Source organism: Lactiplantibacillus paraplantarum (genome assembly GCF_003641145.1).
In the GTDB taxonomy this organism is placed as follows: domain Bacteria; phylum Bacillota; class Bacilli; order Lactobacillales; family Lactobacillaceae; genus Lactiplantibacillus; species Lactiplantibacillus paraplantarum.
Window position 1 is genome coordinate 1,225,936 of sequence record NZ_CP032744.1, and the last position, 25,194, is coordinate 1,251,129.

A 25,194-nucleotide genomic window follows, 5' to 3' on the forward strand; every position below is an offset into this window, starting at 1 on the left:
CATGATTCTCAGTAAGACGGTGGTTTTTAGTTTGGTAATATTAACTGGTGACCGGGTGGCGATGCTGCCAAATTCTGAGTCCGCAAAAACTCAGTACACTAATTAGCGAAATTAGTAAACCTGCAAGCAATCCGGGAACGTGGTAAGTCAGCTGAATCTGATTCTGACCCGCACGGATCGGTAAGGCCAGCATGCCGCCAATAACAGTCCTAGGGATGACGCGTGTGCCATTAACAGTTGCAGTCCAGCCTTTGTCTGCTGGGATCGCGACGTACAACCATTGCTGATGTGACCGATTCGTGACCTGGCCACTGACGATTGTGTGAATTCCAGAAACGTGGTAGGTCGGGGTGAAGCGGCTACTCATCAGTTGTTGTTTGACCTGGTCGAACTGGGACTGGTCAAGGCTGGCCAAGTGGACGTGCGGTCCTAAGGTTGGCTGGTCGCGCTTAACTGTTAATGTAACTATGGCACCTTTATCGAAATAACCAAGCGAGCGGAGCACTAGCTCACCGTTGGCATTGAACTTGGTTGGTACCAGATGACCGTTGACCCGCATTGTTGTAAACTTCGACTGACTTAGGGTGTCATTATAATACAGCGATCCAGTCCGTGTCATACGTAGCTTAATCGTATGCAGATAAGGATACCGGCTAGCTTGCGGATCATGAAACACATGATCGGTGAGCTGAACGGCGTTGCCAAAATAGGTCTTCTGAGTTGGTCGCAGGCTTTGTAAGATCCGTTCTTGGTTAACAATCGCACTATTAGCACGCAGTTTTAGTTGACTGAAAGCAGTCGGAACTGCAAAGCCAAGTCCGTTTAAACTCCGATGGCTGGTCCTAGACTGACCGACTGCGTTGAGTTGTACGTCGTATTTCACATCTAAGAGCAGATCAGTGACGGGGTTCAATCCCTCAGAACTAACCCGACGCGCGTTTTTGGAAAATAGTCCCAGCGATTTTAACATCAAACGCGTCTGGTTGGCGAAAGTGGAGCTGTAATAGGTGATGTCATGAAAATTGAAGAGCATTGGATCGTTATAGTTGCGGTATTTACTATCGTAATTATAGGCTTGGTTGATCAAGGTGTTCTGATTTTCAACCCGGTATAATTGACCGTCGGGATCGTTGACAGCTTGCATCTGTCGGTATTCGGTACGATAAGCCGTCACGAATTTGGCCTGATTACCTAAGGGCGACTTAGCCATCATGAGTGTACTATTTGTTCCTAGTTCAAGTGCAACGATACCTGCTAAACTTAGCGCTTGCCATCGTTTGGTAGTGACAAATAAGGCACTAGCCGTCAATAGCACGGCAATTAGGCTAAGAGCAAGATTCAAAGTCGCAAGTGGATGCTGAGCTGATCGTTGGCTCAGCCAACCAATGATCAGCGCCAGCGCAACTAGTGTCGGCAGCAACCACTGCCAATGGGGCGCAATCTGACGTGGCCCGGCCAACCAGGCTTCAAAGCCCATCATGATTAGGACGAAGCTGAAGAAGAAGGCGTTGCGGTATGGAAAACCAGCTGGTGTTTGCAACATGTGCCAAATTGTATCGAGGGTGCGGATGTCCATACTAAGAAAAAGTGCTAACAAGAGGCCAAAACCATGCCATTTGTGCGCTGTGGTGATATGCGGATGAACAAAAAACGCTAAGACTAGTAGTAATACAAAGGTACTACTAAAGACGGTAGGTGCGTGTGTCAGACGCGTTGCAAAATTGGCTGCGCCCACCCCAAACTGGCTGAACACTTCTGATCCGAACTGGGGAACTGGCCAATAATTAGACAATTTGACGGCGGTTTTGGCAGTGGTCAACATTCCTAAACCCGTCGGTATCAGAATGAACATCGTGCTTAGACCGCTGAGTATCATGGTCACCAGGACGCGTCGAATGAGCCGGAGTTGGACACTAATCATGTGCCACAGGCTATCTTGGGGTTGTTTATGTTCAAATAGTTGATAGATCAGATAGTAAATAACAAATAGGCAAGTCATGTAGCCTAAGTAATAGTTGGTCACAATACTGACCCATAGCCAACCGAAGAAGCGGCCAGAATGACCGGTCCTGATCAGATAATCAAGCCCTTGGATGACGAGTGGTAACCAGATAAGTGCATCTAACCACATGATTGTAAAATAGTTTAGGGCAACGAAACCCGATAGGCTGAATGCGACCCCAAAGATGGCCGTTGACCAGTAGTTTGTTCGAAAATGATCTTGTAAAAACCACGTCATGGTGACCGCAATCAGTCCAATTTTTAATATGATGAGCAGGCTCAAGCCAGTTGGCAAATTAACGGCCGGAAAGAAAACCATTAAAATGTTAAATGGGCTTAATAAATAATAAGCAATCGTAGGCAGCGCATTACCACCTAGTGATTGTGAAAACGAATATAATTGAAAACTATGCGTTAAAATTGCATGCCGGTAAGCGGTAAAAAATGATAAGTATTGGCCACCCATATCACTAATTAATAAATTATGGTTACCAAAGGGCGTCACTCCTTGAATTAGGAAGACAAAGCCAATGATAACAAGAGATATCAATCCTGACAGCGCTGGCACTTGCCAACGTCGTGTCTGATAATTATGCCACATTTTACCCAACTCCGATACTAAGAATAATTCCATTGTAACTTACTGAGACGTGAAAATTAGTTAAAAAAAGCCCAAATTTTTCTGAAAAACATTAATTATTAATGTTAAAATTTGTCATTTTTATTAAAGTTTGCAAGCAGTTTAACACAGTAGTTAATGGGGTTGAAATAAAGTGACTGATTGACAATTGATTAAGAAAGTGTTTTTATTAAGACTGAAAACTGAATACGATTTCTTCGGGGCAGGGTGCAATTCCCGACCGACGGTAACAACATAAGTTGAAGTCCGTGACCCGCGTGAGCGGTGGACCCAGTGCAAGTCTGGGACCGACAGTATAGTCTGGATGGGAGAAGAAAATTATTGCTTGAATTTTACTAGGCAGTAGTGGCTACTAGTGACCTCTAAGCAGGTTTATTTAGCTGGATCCTACTGGTGAAATCTATTTGGCGAACATTCACACCCGATTATCGATTATTGATAATTGGGTGTTTTTTTATCTTGTTGGAGGTGAACCAATGTTAACTGATTTTATGCAATTCGCGGTCGATCAAGCCAAATTGGCTGGCGTGGCAACGTATCAAAATCCGCGGGTCGGTGCCGTATTAGTCAAAGATGGCCACGTGTTAGCTCAAGGTTATCATCATTATTTTGGTGGCGACCATGCTGAGGTGGATGTTTTGCGACAGGTCACGCCAGAACAGGCACGCGGGGCCACGTTATTTGTCACTTTGGAACCGTGCTCACATTATGGGAAGACACCGCCGTGTTGTGAACAACTTGTCGATGCTGGAATTCAGCAAGTCGTGATTGGCCAATTGGATCCGCATCCACTCGTTGGGGGGCAGGGCCGCCAATATTTACGGGACCATGGCGTCAAAGTCATCACAGGTTGCATGTCAGATGTGGTTCGAAAGCTGAATCCGCATTATAACCATTTTTATACGCAACAACGACCATGGGTCACCCTTAAGACCGCGATGACACTGGACGGCAAAATTAATTCGGGAGCACCACGTCGAACATTGATTTCTAATCATGCCAGTTACGTTGATAGTCAGCGATTACGGTCACAGTTTCAGGCCATCTTGATTGGTGAGCGGACGCTGACGATTGATGATCCCCAGTTGACCGTCCGGCTAATAGCGATGTCTCAGCCACCGGTTCGATTAGTGGTCTTGGAGTCGAGTACGGTGGCCCTACAACACCGACTCGTTCGTGATGGTCAAGCGCCCACATGGTTGCTTTGCCGTCACGCCGCTGCTAGTGATGAGCAACTCCAAGCTAGCGCAAATGTGCACGTGTTAATTGGTGACTGGTCACCCGCAGCCATCAGCCAGTTGTGTGTTGAACAAGGCTGGCAGTCGCTGTTAGTTGAAGGCGGAGCCCATATCCAAGCAGGGTTTGTTGCGGCTGCACTAGTTGATGAATGGATCAGCTATTTGGCGCCGACCATGATTGGCGGTGCGGGCTTGCCAGCCGTGACGGGTGCGCCCGCAACGGAATCGTTAGTATTTGAACGACCGGAGCTAGCGTGGTTAGGAACTGATTTGCGGCTACGTGCCGTTCGAAAGGAAGGCGAGTAAATGTTTTCAGGAATTGTTCAGACGAAAGGACGGGTCAGCCAAGTCCATCAGCAGGCATTGGAAATGACACTTACCATCACAGCACCGACTATCGTGACACCTAGTCTTAAAATTGGCGATAGTATTGCAATTAATGGGATTTGTCTGACGGTAACGATACTGCAGCCAGATGCATTTAGTGTCGCAGTAATGCCTGAAACGATGCGCCGAACAAATTTAATGGCGCTGGTGGTAGGTTCACAAGTAAATTTAGAACGGGCCTTGCAAGTTAACGATCATTTAGATGGCCATATTGTTCAGGGCCACGTTGACTATTGTGGTCGGGTGCAACAGCGTATTCCCGATGCGCATGCACTTCGCTTGCTGATTAGTTTACCATCAGCGTATCGAGCGCTAGTTGTGACTAAGGGATCGATTACCATCGATGGGGTTAGTTTGACGGTCGTGACCGCTACGGATACGGCATTTGAGGTGGATCTAATTCCACATTCGCAAGCGGTCACGACGTTAAGTAACTTGCAAGTTGGCGATATGGTCAATGTTGAAACAGATATCTTGGGCAAGTACTTGGCCCGACAGTTAGCTTTGGAAGGGAGTCATTAAGATGGATACGATGAATAAAGTGGAGCAGGCACTAGCTGCTTTGAAACGCGGTGAATTAATTATTGTTGCGGATGATGAGACACGTGAAGCGGAAGGTGACATGGTCGGGTTGGCAGCTCAAGCGACGACTGCAACGGTAAATCGAATGATTACGTCAGCACGAGGCTTACTCTGTGTCCCGATGGCTCCAAGCATTGCTGAACGACTTCATCTAACCCCGATGACGAGTGGACACGATGCATTTGGCACGGCATTCACGGTCTCGACAGATCATCATACGACGTCAACGGGAATTTCTGCGGCTGATCGTGCGACGACGATTCAGGCGTTAGCCGATCCAGATAGCCAAGCCACTGATTTTTACCATCCCGGACATGTATTTCCGCTGATTGCACGGTCTGGTGGTTTGTTAGCTCGACGGGGGCATACTGAGGCGGCAGTAACGTTGGCTCAACTGGCAGGCGGGACCCCTGCGGCCTATATTTGTGAAGTAATCAAAAAGAATGGTTTAATGGCTCGTCGTCGTGATCTGAAAGCTTTGGCAGAGGGGCTACAATTGCCACTGATCACCATTGAAGATATTACCACTTATGTTATCCAGACGGGGGCTCTTCAGTTAACAACGACACCAACTGTTAAGTTACCAACTGAGGACGGCCAATTTGTAATGACTGGTTTTGAAGTTCCTGGTCATGAAGCGTTACCAGTGGCACTACAGACTGGTGATATCAGTGGTGATGAACCAGTGTTGGTACGGTTACATTCGGAGTGTTTTACAGGCGACGTTTTAGGATCGCAACGGTGTGACTGTGGGAAACAATTACATGGCGCGCTTCAAAAAATTGGTCAGGCTCAGCGTGGCATTTTCCTCTACTTACGGCAAGAAGGTCGTGGAATTGGTCTAGCTAATAAATTGGCGGCTTACGCATTACAAGAACAGGGTGTTGATACGTATGATGCAAACGTGCAGTTAGGCTTTCGGCCTGATGAGCGGCGGTATGATATTGCGGCGTTAATTTTGCGACAAATGGGTGTTAGTCGGGTACGGCTGCTCACTAATAATCCCGATAAGGTTGATCAATTGCGTGCAGCCGGTATTGACGTGGTCGAACGGGTGCCGTTAGAAGTTCCGGCAAATCAGTATGATCAGGCTTATTTAAAGACGAAACGTGATCGGTTTCATCATCAACTCACACTTAGGGAGGCCAACTAATGACTACTTTTAATGGTAAAATCGGCGGTAATGAGTTCAAAGTCGGAATTGTCGTGGCCCGCTTCAATGCGTTTGTGACGCAGCAATTACTAGCTGGGGCACAAGCAAGCTTGGAACAGCACGGCGTTAACGCGAAAGATATTGATGTGGCCTGGGTGCCAGGTGCGTTTGAGATACCATTGACGGTTCAAAAAATGATTGCAACCAAGCGCTATGACGGCGTGATTGCACTTGGCGCAGTTATCCGCGGAGCAACTGCCCACTTTGACTATGTCTGTAGCGGCGTAACGACGGGGGTGATGACCGTTAGTTTAGCAACTGATACACCAGTGATGTTCGGTATTTTAACGACTGATACGATCGAACAAGCAATGGACCGCGCTGGTTTTAAGAGTGGCAATAAGGGGGCTGATTGTGCGGTCAGCTTGTTAGAAACACTGGACGTGCAGCGGTCATTGGAAGCTTAAAGAATGCGAGTTAAGTGATTATCAGGGTCGTGATGATTCATGATGGCCGCCAACTGGCAGTTTAACGCAAAATAGCGCGACTAGTCTCGGTCGTTGGGCACTACACCCTGTCAAGTACACAGTTTAAATAATATAAATTATGATGCTTTAAATCGGAGGGCATGATTTCGACATTCTGTCGGGGTCATGCCTTTTAATGACTTTTGACGTCGACCGTTGTTGTACCAGTCAATTGCTTTGGTAATGTTTTGAAGTAATTCTTCTTTGGTCAATGCGGTTTTAAAACTTAAGTCCTCATCTTTTAAATGACTCCAGAAACTCTCCATAGGCGCGTTGTCTCCAGGTGTCCCCGGTCTTGACATGCTATGGCAAATGCCATAGCTATTAAGGGCCCGATTGAATTCTAATGATGTATAGGCCGAACCTTGGTCAGTGTGTAAAATTAATTCGTTGGCGGCCAGGTCATTACTTTTCATTGCTTTATTAACAGTTGCTGTCACCAGTGTTGTCGTTTCGGTATCATCGATCGCCCAGGCAACGATACTGTGATCGTGTAAATCCTTGATGGCACTAAGTCGTAGTTTGTTGAGACTTTGATTACCGTATTTTAATTCAGTACAGTCGGTTGTCCAAACCTTATTAGATTCTTCCTGATTAAAATCATGCTTGATGATATTGGCTGACATCATTTCTTTATATTCCGCTTTACGATCATGTTTACTAATGCGAATCGATGATTTGATATGGTTAACTTGCATTAATCTTCTGATACGTTTGGCATTCACATGGTACTCAGTCTCTTCGTTGATGTGCATAACTAAGGTTTCAACACCAAATATATAATTATGGCTAATTTCTAATTTAAGCATGAATTTAACTAGCTCATCATTTAGTCGTTCATTAGCGGTTAATGTCCGGTTCAACCATTTATAATATGACCTCCGCTTGATCCCGACTTCTTGACACAACCAACTTATGGGATATTTACCGGCTAGTTCTTGAATTGCCTGATATTTTGAGATCCGGTCGATTGATGACCAACCACTTACTTCACTCTCCTTTGAATCTCTTTCAATTTTTTTGACAGGTCCTTTTCCATTTCCAAATGTTTAGTTCTAGCTTCTAATTCTTTTATTTTCAGTTTAGCGATATCTAACTCGGTAAGTGGCGTAGCTTTACTTTTCCCACGGCGGTCGGCTAAAGCGTCCACACCGCCGTTATTTAGCTTCTTGACCCAGGTATAAACTTGTTGATACGAGACCTCAAAATGGCTAGCGGCCTCGTGGTAAGCATAGTCGTTGGCGATAGTCCATTGAGCTATTTCAATGCGTTCAATTTGGGTTGTCTTGCGTCCGTCTTTCATCTTTCGGTTCCTCGGATTTCTATTGGAATAAGTTTTCTTTCCAATAGTATAATCTCTAAACCAATTAGACACCATCCCGGCGCTACTCAAACCATACTTGGTGGCTAATTTTGGAAAAGACAGCTTTTCTTTGATATGTTCCTGTACAATCCTTTCTTTGAATGCTTGAGAATAGCTGCGATTTTTTCTTTGATGCCTTAAGCCTTCACTTCCATTGAGATCGTACAATCTTTTCCATTGATGAATAACGTTTTTATTTATTTGTAGATCCCTGGCAATTGATTGCACCGTATGGTTATTATCAATCAGATTAAGAATGTTAATCTTTTCATCAAATGAATACTTTCTATTTGAACGCATACAAAAACCCCTTAGGTACACAGATTTTTTATTATTTAATCTGTGTACCTAAGGGGTAGTATATCCTTGGCACGACGAGGACTAATTGTGCTATTTTTATTGTATAGGTCGATCTCTCGATAAAACGGAACTAAACGTTAAAATGACCGTGGAATCGTCATACGTTTAATGAAATTGACGATGGCAGTTGGTGTAACATGCTCTGAATCGGCCCCCCACAAGCTAACTAAGATACCGTTAGTTGTGACGCCATCTTCAATGGTCCAATCCTGATTATGCCCATTGGTGTCAATTTCGTTAAAGATATTCGGGCGAAAGGTGTGATTAAGATAATTAATAAAGTAATCGTCATCATTGACATTGCCAATATTTTTGATTTGATAATAGGTCGCATAACTATTACAGTTCACGATCGGATGCCCAGAGGCTAAAATGTCGGGAACGGATACACGGTTGGCATAGCGGTCGGCAATGATAGCCACATCGGTATTGTTACCAGATTGTGACCAGTAATTGATTGTAATGTTTGAATCCAGACGAGTGAGTTCATTTTTTAATAGCGAATCATTCCAAATACTAGTGTTGAAGCCGTGTTGATTTTGAAATCGACTGACCTGATTGATAAAGGTGGTCAGTTCGATATAGGCGCTAGCGCTGCCAGGAACCTCATCAGCGCCGAGCATCAAATCGTGCTGGCTTTGATTGTTAAAACTAGCATCGAGCTCGCCATAAAGTGTGGTAGCGAGACTGATTGCTGCCGGTTTAGTATAGTCGATGGTTTCGTCATCCAACTTAACGGTATTGTAAATATCGGGATGAGTTTGTTGCAATTGGCGTAAAATGGCTCCCGCGTGCGAGGGAAGGTCAACATCAGGAACTAGTTCAATGTTCAACTGATTGGCATAAGCAACTAGCTGTTCTAAAGTCGTCGCCGATAATACGGTTGCCGATGCGGCATTACCTAAATAAGCCGATTGAAAGCATAGATGTTCGTTATCTGATAAGTGTAGTTCGACGTATTGCATGTGTTGTTCGGCAGCAGCACTAATGACGGCTTTAATTGCAGTTTCATCTAACGGATGGCGGCCTAAATCTAACATGACCCCTTGACTAGTATTCAATGTTGATGAATTGGCAGTTGCCGTACGGGGCTGGCTGAAGCAAAGAAGAATCAGCGGGCTAATAAATATTAATAGTTGTGTAAAGTAATGTCGGTACTTCATAAAATAATCGCCTCGATTATTGATAAGATAACGTTTGTTGATACTGAATCCGAATTAGGCGACCGCGAGTAATGCGGTAAAAACCCGTGCGAATATGTTGATGATAAACTCGACGGATACCGCGAGTGAAGCTATGATCATATTTTGGAATCACCACGTAGTCATACTGAGACAGTTTGTTGCGGAATGTGTGAACAGATTTGCTAAAGCGAGCTTGACCACTGGCGTTGTTAGTGAAGAAATAGTAATTCGCTAAGTAGCCCGCATAATAGGTGGTAACCTCAACTTTTTGGGGGTCAACAATCAGAATCTTGGTGTCGTTGGGCTTGGTCCACGGTCGGGCAACGTTGGTCAGGGTAACTGGCAGTGAATGTCGATTATAGTGATTCGTGAACGTTGTCCCATTGATTTCAGAGTACATCATAATAATAGCGAAAAACATCACTAAAAACGTCGCGAGCTGATAGCCATTCTTAGTCCAAATCGAGCGAAACGTCCGTGGGCTTCGGTCTGCCAAGTTTTGTTCATAGAGGGTCTCGTCAATGACACGAACCAGAACCATCATACCAATAAATAAGTTTAAAATGACAACGGTCGACATGTACCGTTCAAACCCATCTAAGGTAATTGCTTCGGCGTAAGGCATGGACAGAACGTACATACCTAATAAACTACCATAATATAATCCGGTAATTAGATCGAGCACTCCCAAAAGTTTGACTAGTGGATTGGGGTGGTGGCAGCCATACTTAATGATTGCCCATGCACTGATCAAACCAATGTTTAGTACTAAAAATCCCTGTGTTGATAAGGAGGTCCAATTGAAGATTTGTTGCAAGAAAGCCTGACCAATCTTCAGGAATCCACGGATACCATCATGTGCAAGTTGATTTTGATAGGCAGTAGCGCTGATTTCATGTTTTGAAGTTGTAAAGGTTAAATGAACATGGATTTCCCAGCAAATAAACGGCAGGATTGCGACGGACAGTGTTCCTAAAAACTGACCTGTGATTGTTAATATTTGCCGAAACCAGTGCCTGTGTACCCGTTGTTGGATCATTGTGACGAGGTAGTCGATGATCAAAATGGCAACGAAAAAGGCAGCTGAATTTTTGACGAGTAGTAGGGTGCCACAAAACAAAGCCACGTGTGCTGCCAACATTTTCGGCTGGCGACGGTAGACAAAAATACCCACAACACCAGCAACCGTTAAAATGGCTAGAACGTAATCAACCAGTAGATTATTAAGACGAATGTTAATATTAAAGACATATGAAATAGCAATTGTTAAGCACAGTAACATTGAGTTTAGGCCCCGAGTACGGTCACGTAGGGTAGCGAACACGGCGTAACTCGCCGCCCAAATCAAGATAAATTGGCCAACGAGCATCGCTCCGGCACTGAATCCAGTAAAGGTTACCAGTTGCGTTAGCCAGAGTGCTGTTGCGGGTGGGTAGGAGCTGAATGAAATAATTGTATCGGTGGCTCTTGGTAAGTGCCCAGTATATGTCAAGAATTTGACGATGGTTGCCCAGTGAGAAAAGTTGTCATAATGAATGAGTGGACTCTTGAAGAGTACGATGGCCATTACAATTCCTAAAAAAGTCATCCAAATATCAAAGAGGTGGATACCTTCATAATGAATGCTAACTTTGCCTAAGTAACCAAGTATGATGCGAAGAAGTAAGAGGATAACGCCCAAACTGGTAACAACCCAGATTCCAAGTCGTAAGAGTTTGATCATCGCAAAGCCATACAATAACATAATCTGAACTAAACTACCGGTGATCCAAGTTAAGTAAGGATTGACGTGGCAAAGACGGAGGGTGCTGCTATAACCGACTAATGCTAAACTAAAGAAAATGAAGCCGAAGATTGCCAAAATAAAACCTACTTTCGTATTGTTAGTGCATGCGAATTAACCGCTTCTTCGTGACTTTAAAGAGTCCGGTCACCACGTGTTGATGGAAGACTTTCTTAGTCAGCACCGTGAAAGTTCGATGGGTCTCTGGGATTGCAACGTACTGGTAACTTTCAACCGTTTGTTTGAAGACTTTAGGGGTCATCATGAAGTTTTCTTGACCGACAGCCTTATCGGTGAAATACCAGTAACGGCCCACATAACCGGCATAGTAGTCATTGACATCTACAACTTCGGGATCAACAATGAGGACTTTACGATGATTTAAGTGGTGCCATTGTTTAGAGACCCGGGTCATCTGAAGCGGTAACGTATTATGATTCATTTCATTAGTAAATTTAGTCCCTGTAATTTCTGAATACATCATAGTGATGGCAAAGAAGCCGGTAACTAGTGTCGCCATTTGGTAAATGTTTTTAGTTGTGGCACTCTTAAAGGCTTGCGTGTTGCGCTTTTGAAAATTCTGCTCAAATTGTTGACGATCAAGAACACGGACTAATGCAATGGCACCGATAAATAGATTCAAGATAACAATACTGGCCATATAGCGTTCGAAGCCATCAAGCAAAATGGCTTCGGCATAAGGCATAGATAAGATGTACATGCCAAATAAGCTACCGTAATAAACAATGAAAATAAGGTCTAAAAGTAGGGCCATTCCAAGTAAATTATTACGCTGGTGTTGACGAAGGCGAATAAATAGCCACGTTAGAATCAAGACAACATTAATCAGTAGAATTCCTTTAGTCGAAAGCGAGTTCAAACTGAAAATTTGTGTTAAGAACTTATGACCGATTTTGATTAAGGCTTGCTGACTCTCACCATGTAATTGTTTGGCATAGGCCTGGGTACTGATTTGATGCTTAGAAACGGTAAATATGTGCTTAACATGCCATTCCCACCAGATGAATGGTAAAACGCCCGTGCCCAATGTGACGGCAAATTGAACGGGAACGGTGAGCAGTCGCCGCCATTGCCAGTGATGATTGGTGATTAGGGTGTACAAGAAATATCCACCAATCATGATGACGAAGAATGTGGCCGAATTTTTAACAAGTAGCAGAGCTGCGATAAAAATTGCAACGTGGGAGCACAATAAGATAGGGCGCTGGCGATAGACGAAGATTCCAACCAGGGCTGCAATCGTGATGATGGGTAGGACGTAATCGACCAACAGGTTATTGAGACGAATCGCGACGTTGAAAACGAATGAAATCGCTAGCGTAAAACATAATGCAAAACTTGTTAAGGCACGGGAGCGGTCTCGGAGACCAGCAAAAATGGCATAAGCGGCACCCCAAATTAAGATAAATTGGGCAACCAGCATAGCTCCGTCACTAAAACCAATCCAGTGAACAAACTGGGTGATAAAAAGGGCTGTTGCTGGCGGATAGGATGTAAATGAAATTAAGTGGTCACTAGTGCCAGGTAGACGGCCGGTGAAAACCATGAACTTAACCATGACCGCCCAGTGAGAAAAGTTATCGTAGTGTACGAGGGGGCTGTGCCACAGTGTCTGACCGGTCGCAATACCCAGGCCAATCATCCAAAAGTCAAATAAATGAATTCCTTCAAACCTTAATTGTGCTCGCCGTAGAAAACTTAATCCCAGCCAAAGTAGTGCCAAGCCAATTCCTAAGTAAGTTACAATTTGAATCCCAATCGTTAACCACCCCATCATGGCGAAACCATATAAGATTAAAATCTGGACTAGCATCGCAGTAATCCACGCTAAGTACGGACAGACACCGAGACGTCGTAGTGTCCCATTGTAACCTAATAAGCCAATGGCATATAAAATAAGCCCAATCCAAGCAGACATTCTGATTGATTCCTCCTAAAAGCGGTTAAACCGTCGACTGAGTTTACGTTCATAGGTACGTGCGCGCACTACTAAGTTCATGTAGAGCTCGTCAAACGGGGTGACCCAAGTATCTTGAACACTAGGCAGTGTTTTGTTAGCACCATCGTAAATTAATTGTAAATAATGATCCCGATTTTTATCAGGAGCCACGGTCACTTGGACACTGTAGATAGTTGTATCATCTCGATGACTGATGCGGGCAACTTTACCACTTAGTTGGACATCAAAATCTTGATGTTTAACCGTTAATTTGATTGTGTCGCCTTCCGCAATATCTTTAACGGGGCCATCGGTGGTTTGAAATGCAACCCCGCCTTCAGAAACATCTTCTGTCAAGATGGGATGCCATTGGCCGTCACTCGATTGAACGGAACCAGTTACTTGACGAATAAAACGTTCATTTTTGCGGTAAACGGGGCGCCCCATGGAAATAAATAAACACATGCTGAGATTAACAAAGTGCATTAAAAGCCAGAAGGTTATCACGCTACCAACCAGAATTTCGGAACCATATTTACCATAATTGAACTTAACAATGGCGACTAAGGTGATGGTCCATAATGTTAGGTACGGTAAGATGTACAATTTATCTTTAAGTGAGTAAGTCACATTCTTGGCCGTGACCTTGAATTTTTTGGCTTTAATGCCAAGACTTTCAAGAATGACAGGAATGAATAGGTATGGTGCGAAAAAAGTCTCTTGAACTTCACCCCAGCGTTCGTTACGAATCTTAGCTGTGTCACCCATACCAGAAGTGTCACCCATGACATAGTGTAATAGGAAGTAACCGGGTGCCCAAATTACCATTAAGATCCAAAAATTGGCATTCACAACTTGAATTTTAAATAACGCATATAAGATAGGTGCAATCATATAAATCATTCGACGGAAAAAAGCCCACCAATAAAAGTAAGTGTTGAGCAGAATAATCCGATTGATAAATGATAGGTGCCGATTGGTGAAAATGTGCAAGTTGCGACAGCTCTGAATAACGCCCCGAGCCCACCGTGTCCGTTGCTTGATAACTCCTTTCATATCAATTGGCGTGATCCCACTGGACTGTGGAATCTTGGTGGCTAGACTGATATAACCAGCCATGTTCAACATGGTTCCTAGCTCGAAATCTTCGGTGATTGTATCAGTGGGAAAACCACCGACTTCATCTACAGCCTGGCGCAGAAAGACGGCGTTGGAACCAGTAAAAAGAGCGCGCTGATTACCACCGTTTAAAATATTAACGTCGCGTGAGAAAAAGTCTTGTTCGTTTGGAATAATCTTCTCAGAAAACAAATTAAATTGAAAAATGTCCGCGTTGTAAAAGCTTTGTGGGGTTTGAACAAAGCCCAGGGGATCGGTATGGTCAGGATCATCCGTTAACTGTTGAAAATTTTCTGTAAATAACGGTACCGTGTTACGTAGAAATCCAGAGAACGGAATCATGTCAGTATCGAAGATGGCAAACAGTGGCGCGTGTAATTTGGCCAACGTGTGGTTAATATTACCGGATTTTGCTTGCTGATTATTTTCCATTCCAGAATAACTAACGTGATAGTGCTTCGCGAGCGCCATAACTTCAGGACGGTTCCCGTCATCTGCTACGACGATGTGAACCTTACTTTTATCGGGGTAGTCGATATAAGTCGCGGCATTGATGGTCTTTCGCAATAAATCAACGTCTTCATTATGTGTAACGATGATTAGATCAACATCTGGCAGTGGCTGACTAGTGGAGTAGTCTGGAATGACTAAATTCCATTTTTTCTTAGTTGACAACATACGAAAGAAAATTAGAATAAAGCCGGTCAGATTCGAGAGAATCTCACTAATCACGAGTAACAGGGCGAAAATCAAGGTAAAAATATTAGCCTGCCATGGGATAGTAAAGAAAATTCGCCATAATAAGTAAATAATCGATAGCGCAATAGCTAGAAAATAAAGAAAACGCCGCTTATTGGACATGTTGAGGCCCCTCTTTAAAGATGAAATCTCGTTGAATCTGATAACTAATCATGAATAAGATAAAATCAACAATCATTTTGGCAATGGTCGGCATGAGTTGACCATTTGATGTTGGCAAGATCGCAGTTAAGGCATCTGTCAAAAAGCCAGATGCGAACATTTGCACGATAAATAAGCAAACATATTTGATCAATGTTTGGTGGCCAGCCCGGTTAAAGACAACGCGATGATTGATGGCGTAGTTAACAACGGAAGAAAGCACTCGCGAAACTATCGTGGCTACTAGGATACTGTTCAAGATGTGATTGCCTATTAAGAATAGAACAATATAAAACAAACTAATATCAATGGCAAAGGAAATCAACCCACTGGCCGCAAACTTAAAAAAACGAGCATAGATCGCAATTGAATCCCGAATGACTCGAAAGTGGGAAGATGAATTGCCATCGAGATAAATTGTCGGAATTGGTTGTTCGATAACTTGAATATGATATTTCTTAGCTTGGAGGAGCATGTCGAATTCAAATTCAAACCGATCACCGGGAATGTGAATGAGGACTGCCAAGTATTTCATGGGAATAATGCGTAGCCCCGTTTGGGTGTCAGAGATATTCTGGTGAGTTAGTAGTCGGACCAAGCTACTTGTCAGTACGTTTCCAAACTGGCTACGAAATGGAATCTTATTAGTAAAGTGTCGGACACCAATTACGAGTCGTTGCGGATTATCGGTGAATTTATTTAGACAACTATTAAGTGCTACGACAGTGTGTTGCCCATCGGCGTCCATGGTGGCAATACCAGTCAGCATTGGAAAGTGAGCTTGAATATAACTAAAACCAGTCTTTAAAGCGGCACCCTTACCGCGATTAGTTGAATGGTGGAGGATGGTTAAATTCGCTAGTGGCAGTGACGCTAGCTGAGTAAAGATTGACTGATGAGCGTAATCACTACCGTCATCCACAATAATTAATTCTTTTACGTTTGTCATCAAAGTGGGCGCGTTAATAAAATCCCGAATTAAAGCAATCAGCTTGTCATCTGGATTGAGCGCCGGAATGATAATTCCAATTTGTAACATGATTGCCCCCAAAAATTGTTTATTAATCAATTATGTTTATATGTTTTAACTTATCACATTATCAGGGGAAAGTATATACCGTTGATAATTACTTTCATCAATCACGAATAGAGGTAACTATAAGGAGTCGGGTGAGAGGTGCTCGGTATTTTATGTGGGTAAACTATTTAGCTAACAGTAGTTCCGACTGCATCGCACCAATCTGTACCACTATACCAAATCGTCTTTTTAAGGTCGGTATCGTAATATTGATAGCCGACAAAAAGATTAGTGGTAGGTCGATTGGATGAAGCGCCTGACTGACCGACTGTGCCAGGTTGTAAATTAACAGCTGATCCGAGACTAGGGCTAATCAATGTGACGTGGGTATTTGAATCGTCAATAATACTGTTTGCACAACTACCAATATCTTCATCAAGTGAATTTAGGGGGAAGGCAGTCCATAATAACGTTAATTAGAAGAAATTAGGAGTGGTGACAAAAACAGATTTTGAAACTGTCCTCGGTCATCCACTGATGCCATTGGCTAACGCAACTAAGTCAATTTTGTGAATCAATGAGTGGCCAATCAATTTGTGTAAAGCATCAAGCACACGTTTTGGTGATTATTAGAACTAATCATGAGTAATTAAAAATCGATTATCTTTAATTGATGCCATTGGTGCTGCCACTGTTTTTGGGCCATTCGTTGCTGATAGATTGCTAGATGCTTGGTATCTTGGCAATAATAGGGAATAGGTCGGCAATGAAAGTTTACTAAGTCATCCACGCCATGTGGAGCAATTAATTGGACGCGATCTCCATCTAAGAAGGCACCAATACAAGTTGGTGTTTCGACAAAGTGGCCAATTGCATCCGTGACGGAAGTGAATTCAGGATTATCAGCAAAATTATAATGGGCCATGTAGACTTCGTTTTTCACTTGCCACTGATACTCAGGGGCTTTACTAGTGAGGTGTTGGTAGATCTGTAAATCATCACTGGCTGGTCGTTCGGGATCAAAAAAGACGACGTCAATATCACTGCCGAGTTGTACTGGCTGCCCGCTAAGCACTTGCCAAACCGTATTGCGAATGCTACCGGCTGCCAATGCACCTTGCTTTAGGTGGCAGTCTTGAATTAGATGAAGAATGGTCATTAAAGTGGGAGTTGTTTGAATAATATGAATAATTTGTTGTTCGTTAGTCATGAAAAAGGCCTCATTTTTATTTTATTATTCAAAATAGCGTACCACACTAATAACGGTAGCTACCGATAATTATGAATTTAATTTAGTTTAAAAAGTAAACATACTAAGATTAGCTCTGTAAAACTGAAACAGTTTTACAGAACTTGGAACAAAACTAAAAGTGTTCAGTCCCTTAAGAAAAGACTTCTTCTCAAGAAACTGAACACAATTTTTCTATCAATATTGTTGAAACGTGCGTTGTGTCTAGTCTTCTGCCACTTCAATCTTACCAACCGCGATTGGTAAGGTCACGTGAGCATCATACATACCCACTTCACCAGCGACTGATGCAGGTAGGGCTAAGTCTTGTGGGACGCCGTGAATATAAATGACTCGCTTGTCTAGTTCTAAGTCATCGGTACCGAAGACTTCTTTGAACTTAGCCTGTAGGTCGGCTAAGGGCACATCGATTTCATAGGCGAAGTGGCCCTGCGCGTCGGCAACTGGGTAATTATCATTTGGGACGTCCATGTGATGGGGCGCATTGTCAAATGGGACCATCGTCGTTCCAGAAACGGGTTCAGTTTCAGGCAAGTCTATAAAGCCGTCGTGATTGACATCTTGGGCCATAGTAGCGATCTGGGCTGCTTTGCCATCTGGAAAGCCGTGGAAATGTTCCCAGTGTTGCGTGTTGGCCGGGGTATCGAACATTTCAATGGCGACGTGTAATTGGTTCCCAGTTTCAGTGAAAGTCGCCGTGCCGTGGGGTGCAGTACCGATTCCTGCAGCATTTAATGGCACAATGTTCGCAACGTATTTTTTAGTCATGATTAATTCCTCCAGTTCTTCATTATATGGTCAGTATATGCTATTCTAATCATATAAAAATTGACATAGATCAAGAAAAGGAGAAAATATGCATTCAAAAATGGATTGTGTGAGTCGCTCACCATTATTCGCACCGCTAACCCCAGCGGTGAAAGCCAAATTAATCACGGTGACCCATCACCGGAAGTTTTATCAAAAAGGGCAGTTGATTCGCCAGCCACTTGACCATCAGGAAGGCATGCTCATTCTTGATGAGGGTACCGCCAAAATCTATGCACTGGCCGTTAATGGTAAGGAGAAAATTATTGAGTTGTTGCGTAGTGGTGACGTGGTCGGCCAACACTGGTTATTTGCCCCGCATGAAAATCAAGGCTTCATTCAAGCAACGAGTGATGCGTGGGTCTGTTCCATTCAATATGATGATTTTCAGCGGTTATTAGGTGAATCAGCCAGCTTGTCGTTAGCAATGATTAATAATTTTGGCAACCAATTGATTGAAGCTGAGAAAAATCAAACTCGCCGTGATTTGTTAGATGCCAAAGAACGATTGATGGCGTATTTGCGAGATTGTGCCGTTGAATCCGGACAAGTCGAGTTTGAATTGTCGTTGAAGAAGAAGGAATTGGCGAATATTTTGGGGATTACTCCCGAAACCCTGAGTCGTCAGTTCAGACAATTGGCGGCTGAAGGGCAGATTATCGTCAATAAGCGCCAGATAACAATTTGTTAGGAGGACAAGTCCATGACAACAGATTATATTAGTTTCATCCGTCAACAAGTTGGCCATCAGCCCGTGATTTTAGTGTTTGCTGGTGGCGTTTTAGTTAATGAACAGTAACAAGTCTTGCTCCAAAAGCGGACCGATTTTAATCAGTGGGGATTAATTGGCGGCGCGCTGGAATTTGGCGAGACCGCTGAACAGGCTTGCGTGCGTGAGTACCAAGAAGAGACTGGTTTACAAGTGGCCGTTCAGTCGCTGATGGGCGTGTCAAGTGGTCATGTTCAACGTTATCCGAATGGTGATGTTGCTCAAACGGTGGTGGTTGAGTTTGTGGTTAAAGCAATTGGTGGCCACTTGAACGCGTTTAATAAGGAGACGGCAGCGTTGGCCTATTTTGATGCGGCACACTTACCCCCAATCTTCAATACGCAGCATCGTCAAAGCATTCAGCGCTACTATGCAGGTGCGTATCCTTATTTTGACTAGCACCCATCAAAATAGCGTCTGATTGCCGGCATAGGAGCGGCAATCAGACTTTAGTTGCCTTCCAAAGAGACGCTTTTCAATGATGAAAATGCCGGTTAGCAACACCACTTGCTCGCAATGCTGGCAAAACGACTTGATCCACAAGGTCCGTAAGTTGCTGAACAGTTATCACGGGCTGATTGATGATGTCGTAGTAGCGTAATTGTTGAAATAACACTAATTGTGCAGCCTGGTTGGGTCTAAGTTGGAGTTCATCGTGATTTTGTGCGTTTGTCAGAATGGGATCAATCAAGGCCAAGTTAGCGTGATCAATTTGCGTAATTAGCTGGGTAAGTTCCCGCTGATTTTGCGTATTCATGGTCGTTGCAAATAATAGTCGGAAATATTGAAAAGGTCCAGTACTGGACTGCTGAATGAAGTGTTGGGCCAATTGAATAAGGTCAGTGCGGAGACTGCCAGTATTTAATGGTGAGGTCGTTAGCTCAACGGGAATTTTTTGAATTTGATAAATGATTGTGTGGAAGATGAGGTCAAAGGTCGAATCCCAATAGCGATAAAGGACACTGCGACTAGTCGCTGCCGCAGCGGCTACTCGTGAAAAGGTAACATGATCGAGGCCATGCTGACTGAGTAGTGTATAAGTGGTGTCATAAATAGCTTTTTCTAGCTGATCGCCACGTCGACGTTGATTGAGTTGGGTCACAAGAAAATCTCCTAAATGGTTTTAGAAACAGTTTACTGCTTTTTGTGCCTTAATAATAGTGGTTTCCGTAGCCAAACGATTGTTGTAGTTAAAGACAACGTGTATCTTAAATAGCGTTGTTAACAATAATTTAAGTAATCAGAGGCGGAAAATATGGCAAAAATTATTATTGTCGGGGCTGCACATGGCGGCCGCGAAACGGTCAATGGCTTATTAGCAGCTAATACGGATAATGAGATTCATTGGTACGAGCACGGGCAATTCGCGACGGCTTTGGATTGGGATCCGGCGGATGCTGAAAAAGAGCGGTTGGCCTTGTCCCAGCAGGTGACTTTATTCGACCAAACGACGGTCACAAAAATTACCCCGGCGACCCACACAATCACTGCCCGTAATCAACGGGGGCAATTACAGACTGATCATTACGATCGATTGGTATTGAGCATTGGATCGCTACCAATCCAGTTACCGATTCCCGGAGCCGAATTATCCGGTGTTCGATCGATTCAAAACCGTGCCAGCATCAATGAGTTAAAATTGGCCGCTAAGTCAGCAGCAATTAAAAACGTGGTCGTGATTGGAGGCGGCTATATTGGGATGAATTTTGCAGCCTTATTTAAACAAACCGGCAAGCAAGTAACTGTTATTGATGTGAACGCTCGGCCATTCAGTCACAATCTTGATTCAGAATTCACGCAAATTTTAGCTGCAGCGAGTGTTGAGAATGGGCTGCAATTAAAGATGGAAGAGCGGGTGACGGCCATATTAGGTTCAACACACGTGACAGCGGTACACACGAATCGTGGTCAGTATGCTGCCGACTTAGTCCTTGTCGCAGTCGGCAACCGACCGAATACTGCATGGCTACGGGGAACTTTGGCGCTAGATTCTGAGGGATTAATTGAGACGGATGATTATTTTCAAACAAGTGTTCCAGATATTTACGCGATTGGCGATGCGACTAAAGTTCGGTTTACGCCCACGGGTACTAAAGAGCGGATCACTTTAGGCAGCGCGGCCAGTCATGCCGGTCGGCTATTAGCGCATAACTTGTTAACGAATCAGCCAATTGTGTTTCCCGGCGTTCAGGCAACTTCCGCGCTTAATGCGGCGGGATATTACTTTGCTGCTACGGGCCTAAACACGCAACTAGCTGTCCGTATGCACCAACCAGTGTTAGCGACTTACATCGCGGTTCCCCGATTGGTGGCAGCAGCACCGGCTCGACTGAATGCGATCGTTCATTTTAAGTTGTTTTATGATAAAGCTCATCGAATACTAGGTGCACAAATAATGTCAACAGCAGAATTAACGGCGGTCATCAATACCGTTTCGCTCGCAATCCAGATGGGGGCCACGCTTGAGCAATTAGCCTATGGCGACTTCTTCTTTCAACCGGGATTAAGTCAACCGGTGGATGTGCTCAGTACGGCTAGTTTACAGGCGTTACAAACTTTAGCCACTAACTAGGTTGATTATTGCCAAGCCCATTATACGGACTTGGCAATTTTAAGTTGATGTGTTGCTTAAGCTCAGTATATGACATGGAAAACTAGTGGTTACTGATGATTAGCTCATTAGGAACTCACAGGAAAAAACCGTCGCGTCATCAATAATGATGGGCAATCCAGCGACGGTCAAATTTAAGTGATGAAATCGACAATTATTGTGGTGGTCTAATGGTGCTTTGAAGTCGCGCTTCCAATTGCTAGAGTTGGGGCCAGTACTTAAGGTGTACGGCCGAGGAGCCTCAGTTTGGCATATTTAATCGTTAGTTCGTCACGTTAGCCGTTAGTGTCCAAGTTACGGTTGTGTTATAGGTTTGGCCCGCTTGAGCGGTGTTGCCAGGAACGGTCAATTGAACTTGGGTGGGCTGCCAGACGTTGGTTGAAAGGTCCTTCCCCACGTCGGCCGTTGCGGGGGCTGCAAAGACGGGTTGTTCGGCGGTTGTGAGATCGACTGCGTAGCTTTTGAGCTGGCCCGTAGCGCGTTCATTATAGGTCTGCCCGGCAGGAAGGTGCAACTTGGCGCCGGTGAGTTGGGCGCCACTAGTACTAGTGAAAGGACTGTTTTGACGGGCAGTGACGGTCCAACCGTGAGTTGATAACCGATTATCGGAAACTTGGAGCCACTGTTTCGCGACGCCATTAATTGTCTGGGCTGCGTAGGTTTTGGGCTGCATACTTGTTGTGACACTGCCAAAGTTAAATTGGCTGGGCGCGTAGTCTAAACGAAGTTCGCCCGTATTACCGGTCCCAGTGTTTTCGCTCCCACTGGTATTGGTCGTACCAGGGTGTTCGGGTTCAGTTGGTGCAGTCGGGCCGATTGCCGGTGCGACGGTGTATTGGGTAGCGGCGGCAAACGTGGCATCATGATAAGTTGTACTGGTGACCGGATTCTCGTTTCCCGCACTATCTTTCGCAAAAATCTGAATGACGTCATTAGCTTTTAATTTAGTGGCTGGCATCGCAAGGGACCAACTCCCATCACTGGCAGCGGTTGCTGTGATGGCATTGCCGTTGCTATCATCTGCGGAGGTCCCGTTAACCGTGTAACGAAGTGTGTTACCAGCCGTCGTCGTGGAACCGCTGGCAATCGCTTTTTGGTCGGCAACGATTTTTCCATCTTTAACGGTTACCGGCGTCGGCGGCGTTTTATCTTGGACGGTGATGGTGACGGGATCTGAAGTATAGGTGGTTGTTGCTTGAGCTGTCATAGTCGCGCCGGCCGTTGGAAAATGATCTAAGGTGAAATTAACGTAACCGCTGCTGTCAGTCGTACCACTTTGCGTTGCGCCTTGATCATCTGTTAACTTGACGGTTGCCGTGCCCGTTCCAGCGTAAATCGGCGTTTGTGTGCCATTCGATTCTGTATAACCGGTGATAACGCGAACGCGGACCTTCTTGTCGGCATTGGTGACGAGCTGGGCGTTCAAGTCACTCGTATACGGTGAGCTGAATTGCACAGTCGGTAATGAGAGGGTGTTCGCAATTCGGCGCGCAGCCGAGAAGGTGAGTAGTCCCGGTAAGACGCTACCGCTGTTGGTAATCAGGACCCCGTTCTGTTCGATGGCGGTGATCCCTTGATAGGTCACACTGGCGCTCAACAGGTTCAATAAGGACAATGACCACATACTCAGGTTACTGTTCGTGATTTTGAAACTTTTAATGGTCGTCTCGACGATTGACCCCGTTTGAACGAGAATCGCAAAGTCCGTATTTTTAATGTCGTAGGCCTTAGGGGAATCTAGCAAGACGCTCAAACCGGACATGTAGCCACCAAAAATAGGGGCTGAGCCACTACTAGTGATATACAACTCGCCACCCGTCACGGTAAACGTACTGTTGTTGCCAAGCGGAATCAACGGGGTAACGTAGTAGAGCGCATTACTACTAGTTGTGGCTAAGTTCTCAAACGTGACCTTACTGCCAGCGTTGGCGGTAAACGTGTTTGCTGTTTCTGCCCGATAGACGTTACCGTACATCTTGGCGGTTAGGATAGCGTTGGTACCCACCGTGACGGCATCATACTGGTCATAGAAAATACCCCGAGTCGCGTCTGATGCGCTACCTAGCAAGTTAACATTAGCTGCGCTGCCAATGGTGACTTTACGGTCTCCAGTCCCGACTGTACTAGTTGCCGTAAAGTTGAAGAAAGCTTTGTTGGCGGCACTACTATTAGCCTTGCGACCGATGTACGTGCTGTTGGCGGCAAAGGTCATTCCACCAGTAATCATGTTTTCAGCGACAGTTGTTGCGGTGACGGCGCCGCTGACATTGACTTGATTACCAGGAGCGTTGACTAGGCGGTACACGTCGCTGGTAGTGATTAAATCGGTCACTGTAGTCGTCCAACGGGCACCACCAGCATTAGCCCCACCATCGGTCCCACTTTGAATGATTCCGGCGGCGCCACCACTACTCGTTCCACTCGCAATTGCGCCACGAATACTACTGAAGTTTTTTACTGTCATTGTCTGGGCCGTGGTTGTGGAACCCAATGTGAAGTTGCCGATGCCGAGATCGAGGCTGTGATTTTGCCCGTCGATTGTCAGGCTGGTGGTACGAGTGCCTAGTTCTGTGGCACTTGTTGACGTGTGGGTAATGTTGGCCCCCAATTTAATCGTCGTGACGGCGGTATTAGTATACGCTGATTTTAAATCATCGTAAGTTGAAACGGTCGTACTACCATCTGGATTGATCACGATTGCGGCGGTCGTGATGTCACTGGCGGCTTTGGTGGCAGTCGCTTTAGTCGCTTTCGGTGTCCGTTCTGCTTCCGAATCAGCCTGCGCTGTGCGACTAGTAGCAATGTCGTTGTCAGCAGTCGTGTCCGATGTTGCGGTAGTACTAGACGACTGTTCGGACGATTTGTTCGTGGCATTGTTGTCATCATGTTTCGTGGTAGCCGCTTGTTTTGCTGTTGCTGACGAATCGTCAGTGGTCGGGTCTTGACTGCTTTCGGCATCATTGCTGACCTCACGTGCTGATTCAGTGCCGGCTTCTTCAGGAGGTGAGTCAACTGCGGAGCCCGCGGCCACGGTGAAAGTTATTGGTTCAGCGGTCATGGTGTGGGTCGTCGGTTTTTCACTACTGGCGACGGCTGAATTGGTAGTGGTCGCTAATGCCGGCCCAGTAATCAGTGCTTTCGCGGTCACTTTGTAGGTTTTTGCTTCACTGGCGCTCAAGACCAAATCGAACGTGGTACTGGCTGTCGAATCAGATGGTGTCAAAGTTAGCTTCCGGTTGTCAGCATCAAAATCCAGCTCAGCGAGGTTCGCTCTGTTGGCTTGCCGGGTTTTAGTTTGGTCAACGGTGAGGGCCTCAGGAATAGTGACCATGACTTGGTGTTCATGGGAACCTGGTACGGTCAACTGAAGTGTAAAAGGTTGGCCAACCACTAATTCCGTGGATGGTTCCTCGAATTTGATTGGTGTGGCCGTGGTGGTCGTTGTCGCATAAATGGCACCGCCGTTGACAACGAGTAGACTCATTAAGAGAACGAGTAACCCGATCCAAGCCATTATTAATCTTCGTGGTCGTTGCAAATTGA

General features: G+C 44.9%; 19 protein-coding genes and 1 riboswitch. Of the genes, 7 read left to right on the forward strand and 12 right to left on the reverse strand.

Features of this window, described 5'->3' with window-relative positions:
* Positions 1-40: 40 nt before the first annotated feature.
* The gene (locus tag LP667_RS05865) at positions 41-2,602 is read right to left on the reverse strand and encodes a YfhO family protein (RefSeq protein WP_082618938.1); all 2,562 of its coding nucleotides are present in this window, start codon (positions 2,600-2,602) and stop codon (positions 41-43) included.
* Positions 2,603-2,830: 228 nt separating this feature from the next.
* Positions 2,831-2,961, forward strand: a riboswitch (FMN riboswitch).
* A 156-nt stretch (positions 2,962-3,117) separates the two neighbouring features.
* Between LP667_RS05865 and ribD the strand changes: the two genes are divergently transcribed.
* From ribD to ribH, 4 genes are read left to right on the forward strand one after another with little or no spacing between them, the layout of a single operon-like run.
* Positions 3,118-4,185 carry a bifunctional diaminohydroxyphosphoribosylaminopyrimidine deaminase/5-amino-6-(5-phosphoribosylamino)uracil reductase RibD gene (gene ribD, locus LP667_RS05870; protein ID WP_021731396.1) on the forward strand — a complete coding sequence of 356 codons (1,068 nt, stop codon included), beginning with the start codon at positions 3,118-3,120 and terminating at the stop codon, positions 4,183-4,185.
* Positions 4,186-4,788, forward strand: coding sequence for a riboflavin synthase (locus tag LP667_RS05875; protein ID WP_021731397.1), 603 nt, complete (start codon positions 4,186-4,188; stop codon positions 4,786-4,788). It abuts the gene before it with no gap.
* A 1-nt stretch (position 4,789) separates the two neighbouring features.
* On the forward strand, positions 4,790-6,001 hold the full coding sequence (locus LP667_RS05880; protein WP_021731398.1) for a bifunctional 3,4-dihydroxy-2-butanone-4-phosphate synthase/GTP cyclohydrolase II: 1,212 nt from the start codon (positions 4,790-4,792) through the stop codon (positions 5,999-6,001).
* Positions 6,001-6,468: a 6,7-dimethyl-8-ribityllumazine synthase gene (gene ribH / locus LP667_RS05885; protein WP_021731399.1), complete on the forward strand. Its 468-nt coding sequence runs from the start codon at positions 6,001-6,003 to the stop codon at positions 6,466-6,468. Before LP667_RS05880 ends, ribH begins: the two co-directional genes overlap by 1 nt.
* A 137-nt stretch (positions 6,469-6,605) precedes the next feature.
* Here the strand turns inward: ribH and LP667_RS05890 are convergent, their stop codons facing one another.
* The 9 genes from LP667_RS05890 to LP667_RS05930 form a co-directional block, all read right to left on the reverse strand.
* Positions 6,606-7,544: an IS3 family transposase gene (locus tag LP667_RS05890; RefSeq protein WP_392389831.1), complete on the reverse strand. Its 939-nt coding sequence runs from the start codon at positions 7,542-7,544 to the stop codon at positions 6,606-6,608.
* Entirely contained in the window at positions 7,514-8,191 is a 678-nt protein-coding gene (locus LP667_RS05895; protein ID WP_021730107.1) for a helix-turn-helix domain-containing protein, read from the reverse strand. The genes LP667_RS05890 and LP667_RS05895 overlap by 31 nt, the downstream gene beginning before the upstream one ends.
* 137 nt (positions 8,192-8,328) lie before the next feature.
* Entirely contained in the window at positions 8,329-9,414 is a 1,086-nt protein-coding gene (locus tag LP667_RS05900; protein WP_021731796.1) for a family 20 glycosylhydrolase, read from the reverse strand.
* A gap of 16 nt (positions 9,415-9,430) precedes the next feature.
* A complete protein-coding gene (locus tag LP667_RS05905; protein ID WP_021731795.1) occupies positions 9,431-11,296 on the reverse strand; it encodes a hypothetical protein in 1,866 nt (621 codons plus the stop codon).
* A gap of 22 nt (positions 11,297-11,318) precedes the next feature.
* Positions 11,319-13,157 carry a hypothetical protein gene (locus LP667_RS05910; RefSeq protein WP_021731794.1) on the reverse strand — a complete coding sequence of 613 codons (1,839 nt, stop codon included), beginning with the start codon at positions 13,155-13,157 and terminating at the stop codon, positions 11,319-11,321.
* A 15-nt stretch (positions 13,158-13,172) separates the two neighbouring features.
* Entirely contained in the window at positions 13,173-15,158 is a 1,986-nt protein-coding gene (locus LP667_RS05915) for a glycosyltransferase family 2 protein (protein ID WP_021731793.1), read from the reverse strand.
* The gene (locus LP667_RS05920) at positions 15,148-16,236 is read right to left on the reverse strand and encodes a bifunctional glycosyltransferase family 2/GtrA family protein (RefSeq protein ID WP_021731792.1); all 1,089 of its coding nucleotides are present in this window, start codon (positions 16,234-16,236) and stop codon (positions 15,148-15,150) included. The genes LP667_RS05915 and LP667_RS05920 overlap by 11 nt, the downstream gene beginning before the upstream one ends.
* Positions 16,237-16,864: 628 nt before the next feature.
* Positions 16,865-17,425, reverse strand: a complete 561-nt coding sequence (locus tag LP667_RS05925; RefSeq protein ID WP_021731791.1) for a nucleotidyltransferase family protein — start codon at positions 17,423-17,425, stop codon at positions 16,865-16,867.
* Positions 17,426-17,668: 243 nt separating this feature from the next.
* Positions 17,669-18,232 (reverse strand): hypothetical protein, encoded by a 564-nt coding sequence (locus LP667_RS05930; protein ID WP_021731790.1) that lies wholly within the window; start codon positions 18,230-18,232, stop codon positions 17,669-17,671.
* An 88-nt stretch (positions 18,233-18,320) separates the two neighbouring features.
* Between LP667_RS05930 and LP667_RS05935 the strand changes: the two genes are divergently transcribed.
* Positions 18,321-18,962, forward strand: a complete 642-nt coding sequence (locus tag LP667_RS05935; protein ID WP_021731789.1) for a Crp/Fnr family transcriptional regulator — start codon at positions 18,321-18,323, stop codon at positions 18,960-18,962.
* Positions 18,963-19,076: 114 nt separating this feature from the next.
* Entirely contained in the window at positions 19,077-19,439 is a 363-nt protein-coding gene (locus tag LP667_RS05940) for an NUDIX domain-containing protein (RefSeq protein WP_021731788.1), read from the forward strand.
* A gap of 76 nt (positions 19,440-19,515) precedes the next feature.
* Here the strand turns inward: LP667_RS05940 and LP667_RS05945 are convergent, their stop codons facing one another.
* Positions 19,516-20,142 carry a TetR/AcrR family transcriptional regulator gene (locus LP667_RS05945; protein ID WP_021731787.1) on the reverse strand — a complete coding sequence of 209 codons (627 nt, stop codon included), beginning with the start codon at positions 20,140-20,142 and terminating at the stop codon, positions 19,516-19,518.
* Positions 20,143-20,295: 153 nt separating this feature from the next.
* Between LP667_RS05945 and LP667_RS05950 the strand changes: the two genes are divergently transcribed.
* On the forward strand, positions 20,296-21,612 hold the full coding sequence (locus LP667_RS05950; RefSeq protein WP_021731786.1) for an FAD-dependent oxidoreductase: 1,317 nt from the start codon (positions 20,296-20,298) through the stop codon (positions 21,610-21,612).
* A 301-nt stretch (positions 21,613-21,913) separates the two neighbouring features.
* Here the strand turns inward: LP667_RS05950 and LP667_RS05955 are convergent, their stop codons facing one another.
* Positions 21,914-25,189 (reverse strand): WxL domain-containing protein, encoded by a 3,276-nt coding sequence (locus tag LP667_RS05955; protein WP_056988317.1) that lies wholly within the window; start codon positions 25,187-25,189, stop codon positions 21,914-21,916.
* Between the last annotated feature and the right edge of the window lie 5 nt (positions 25,190-25,194).

Bases quoted from the DNA above. Each gene is read 5' to 3' on its own strand.
- LP667_RS05935 (WP_021731789.1), top strand. From the start codon at position 18,321: ATGCATTCAAAAATGGATTGTGTGAGTCGCTCACCATTATTCGCACCG.
- LP667_RS05930 (WP_021731790.1), bottom strand. From the start codon at position 18,232: ATGACTAAAAAATACGTTGCGAACATTGTGCCATTAAATGCTGCAGGA.
- ribD (WP_021731396.1), top strand. From the start codon at position 3,118: ATGTTAACTGATTTTATGCAATTCGCGGTCGATCAAGCCAAATTGGCT.
- LP667_RS05915 (WP_021731793.1), bottom strand. From the start codon at position 15,158: ATGTCCAATAAGCGGCGTTTTCTTTATTTTCTAGCTATTGCGCTATCG.
- LP667_RS05895 (WP_021730107.1), bottom strand. From the start codon at position 8,191: ATGCGTTCAAATAGAAAGTATTCATTTGATGAAAAGATTAACATTCTT.
- LP667_RS05920 (WP_021731792.1), bottom strand. From the start codon at position 16,236: ATGTTACAAATTGGAATTATCATTCCGGCGCTCAATCCAGATGACAAG.
- LP667_RS05925 (WP_021731791.1), bottom strand. From the start codon at position 17,425: ATGACTAACGAACAACAAATTATTCATATTATTCAAACAACTCCCACT.
- LP667_RS05865 (WP_082618938.1), bottom strand. From the start codon at position 2,602: ATGTGGCATAATTATCAGACACGACGTTGGCAAGTGCCAGCGCTGTCA.
- LP667_RS05950 (WP_021731786.1), top strand. From the start codon at position 20,296: ATGGCAAAAATTATTATTGTCGGGGCTGCACATGGCGGCCGCGAAACG.
- LP667_RS05900 (WP_021731796.1), bottom strand. From the start codon at position 9,414: ATGAAGTACCGACATTACTTTACACAACTATTAATATTTATTAGCCCG.
- LP667_RS05880 (WP_021731398.1), top strand. From the start codon at position 4,790: ATGGATACGATGAATAAAGTGGAGCAGGCACTAGCTGCTTTGAAACGC.
- LP667_RS05875 (WP_021731397.1), top strand. From the start codon at position 4,186: ATGTTTTCAGGAATTGTTCAGACGAAAGGACGGGTCAGCCAAGTCCAT.
- LP667_RS05910 (WP_021731794.1), bottom strand. From the start codon at position 13,157: ATGTCTGCTTGGATTGGGCTTATTTTATATGCCATTGGCTTATTAGGT.
- ribH (WP_021731399.1), top strand. From the start codon at position 6,001: ATGACTACTTTTAATGGTAAAATCGGCGGTAATGAGTTCAAAGTCGGA.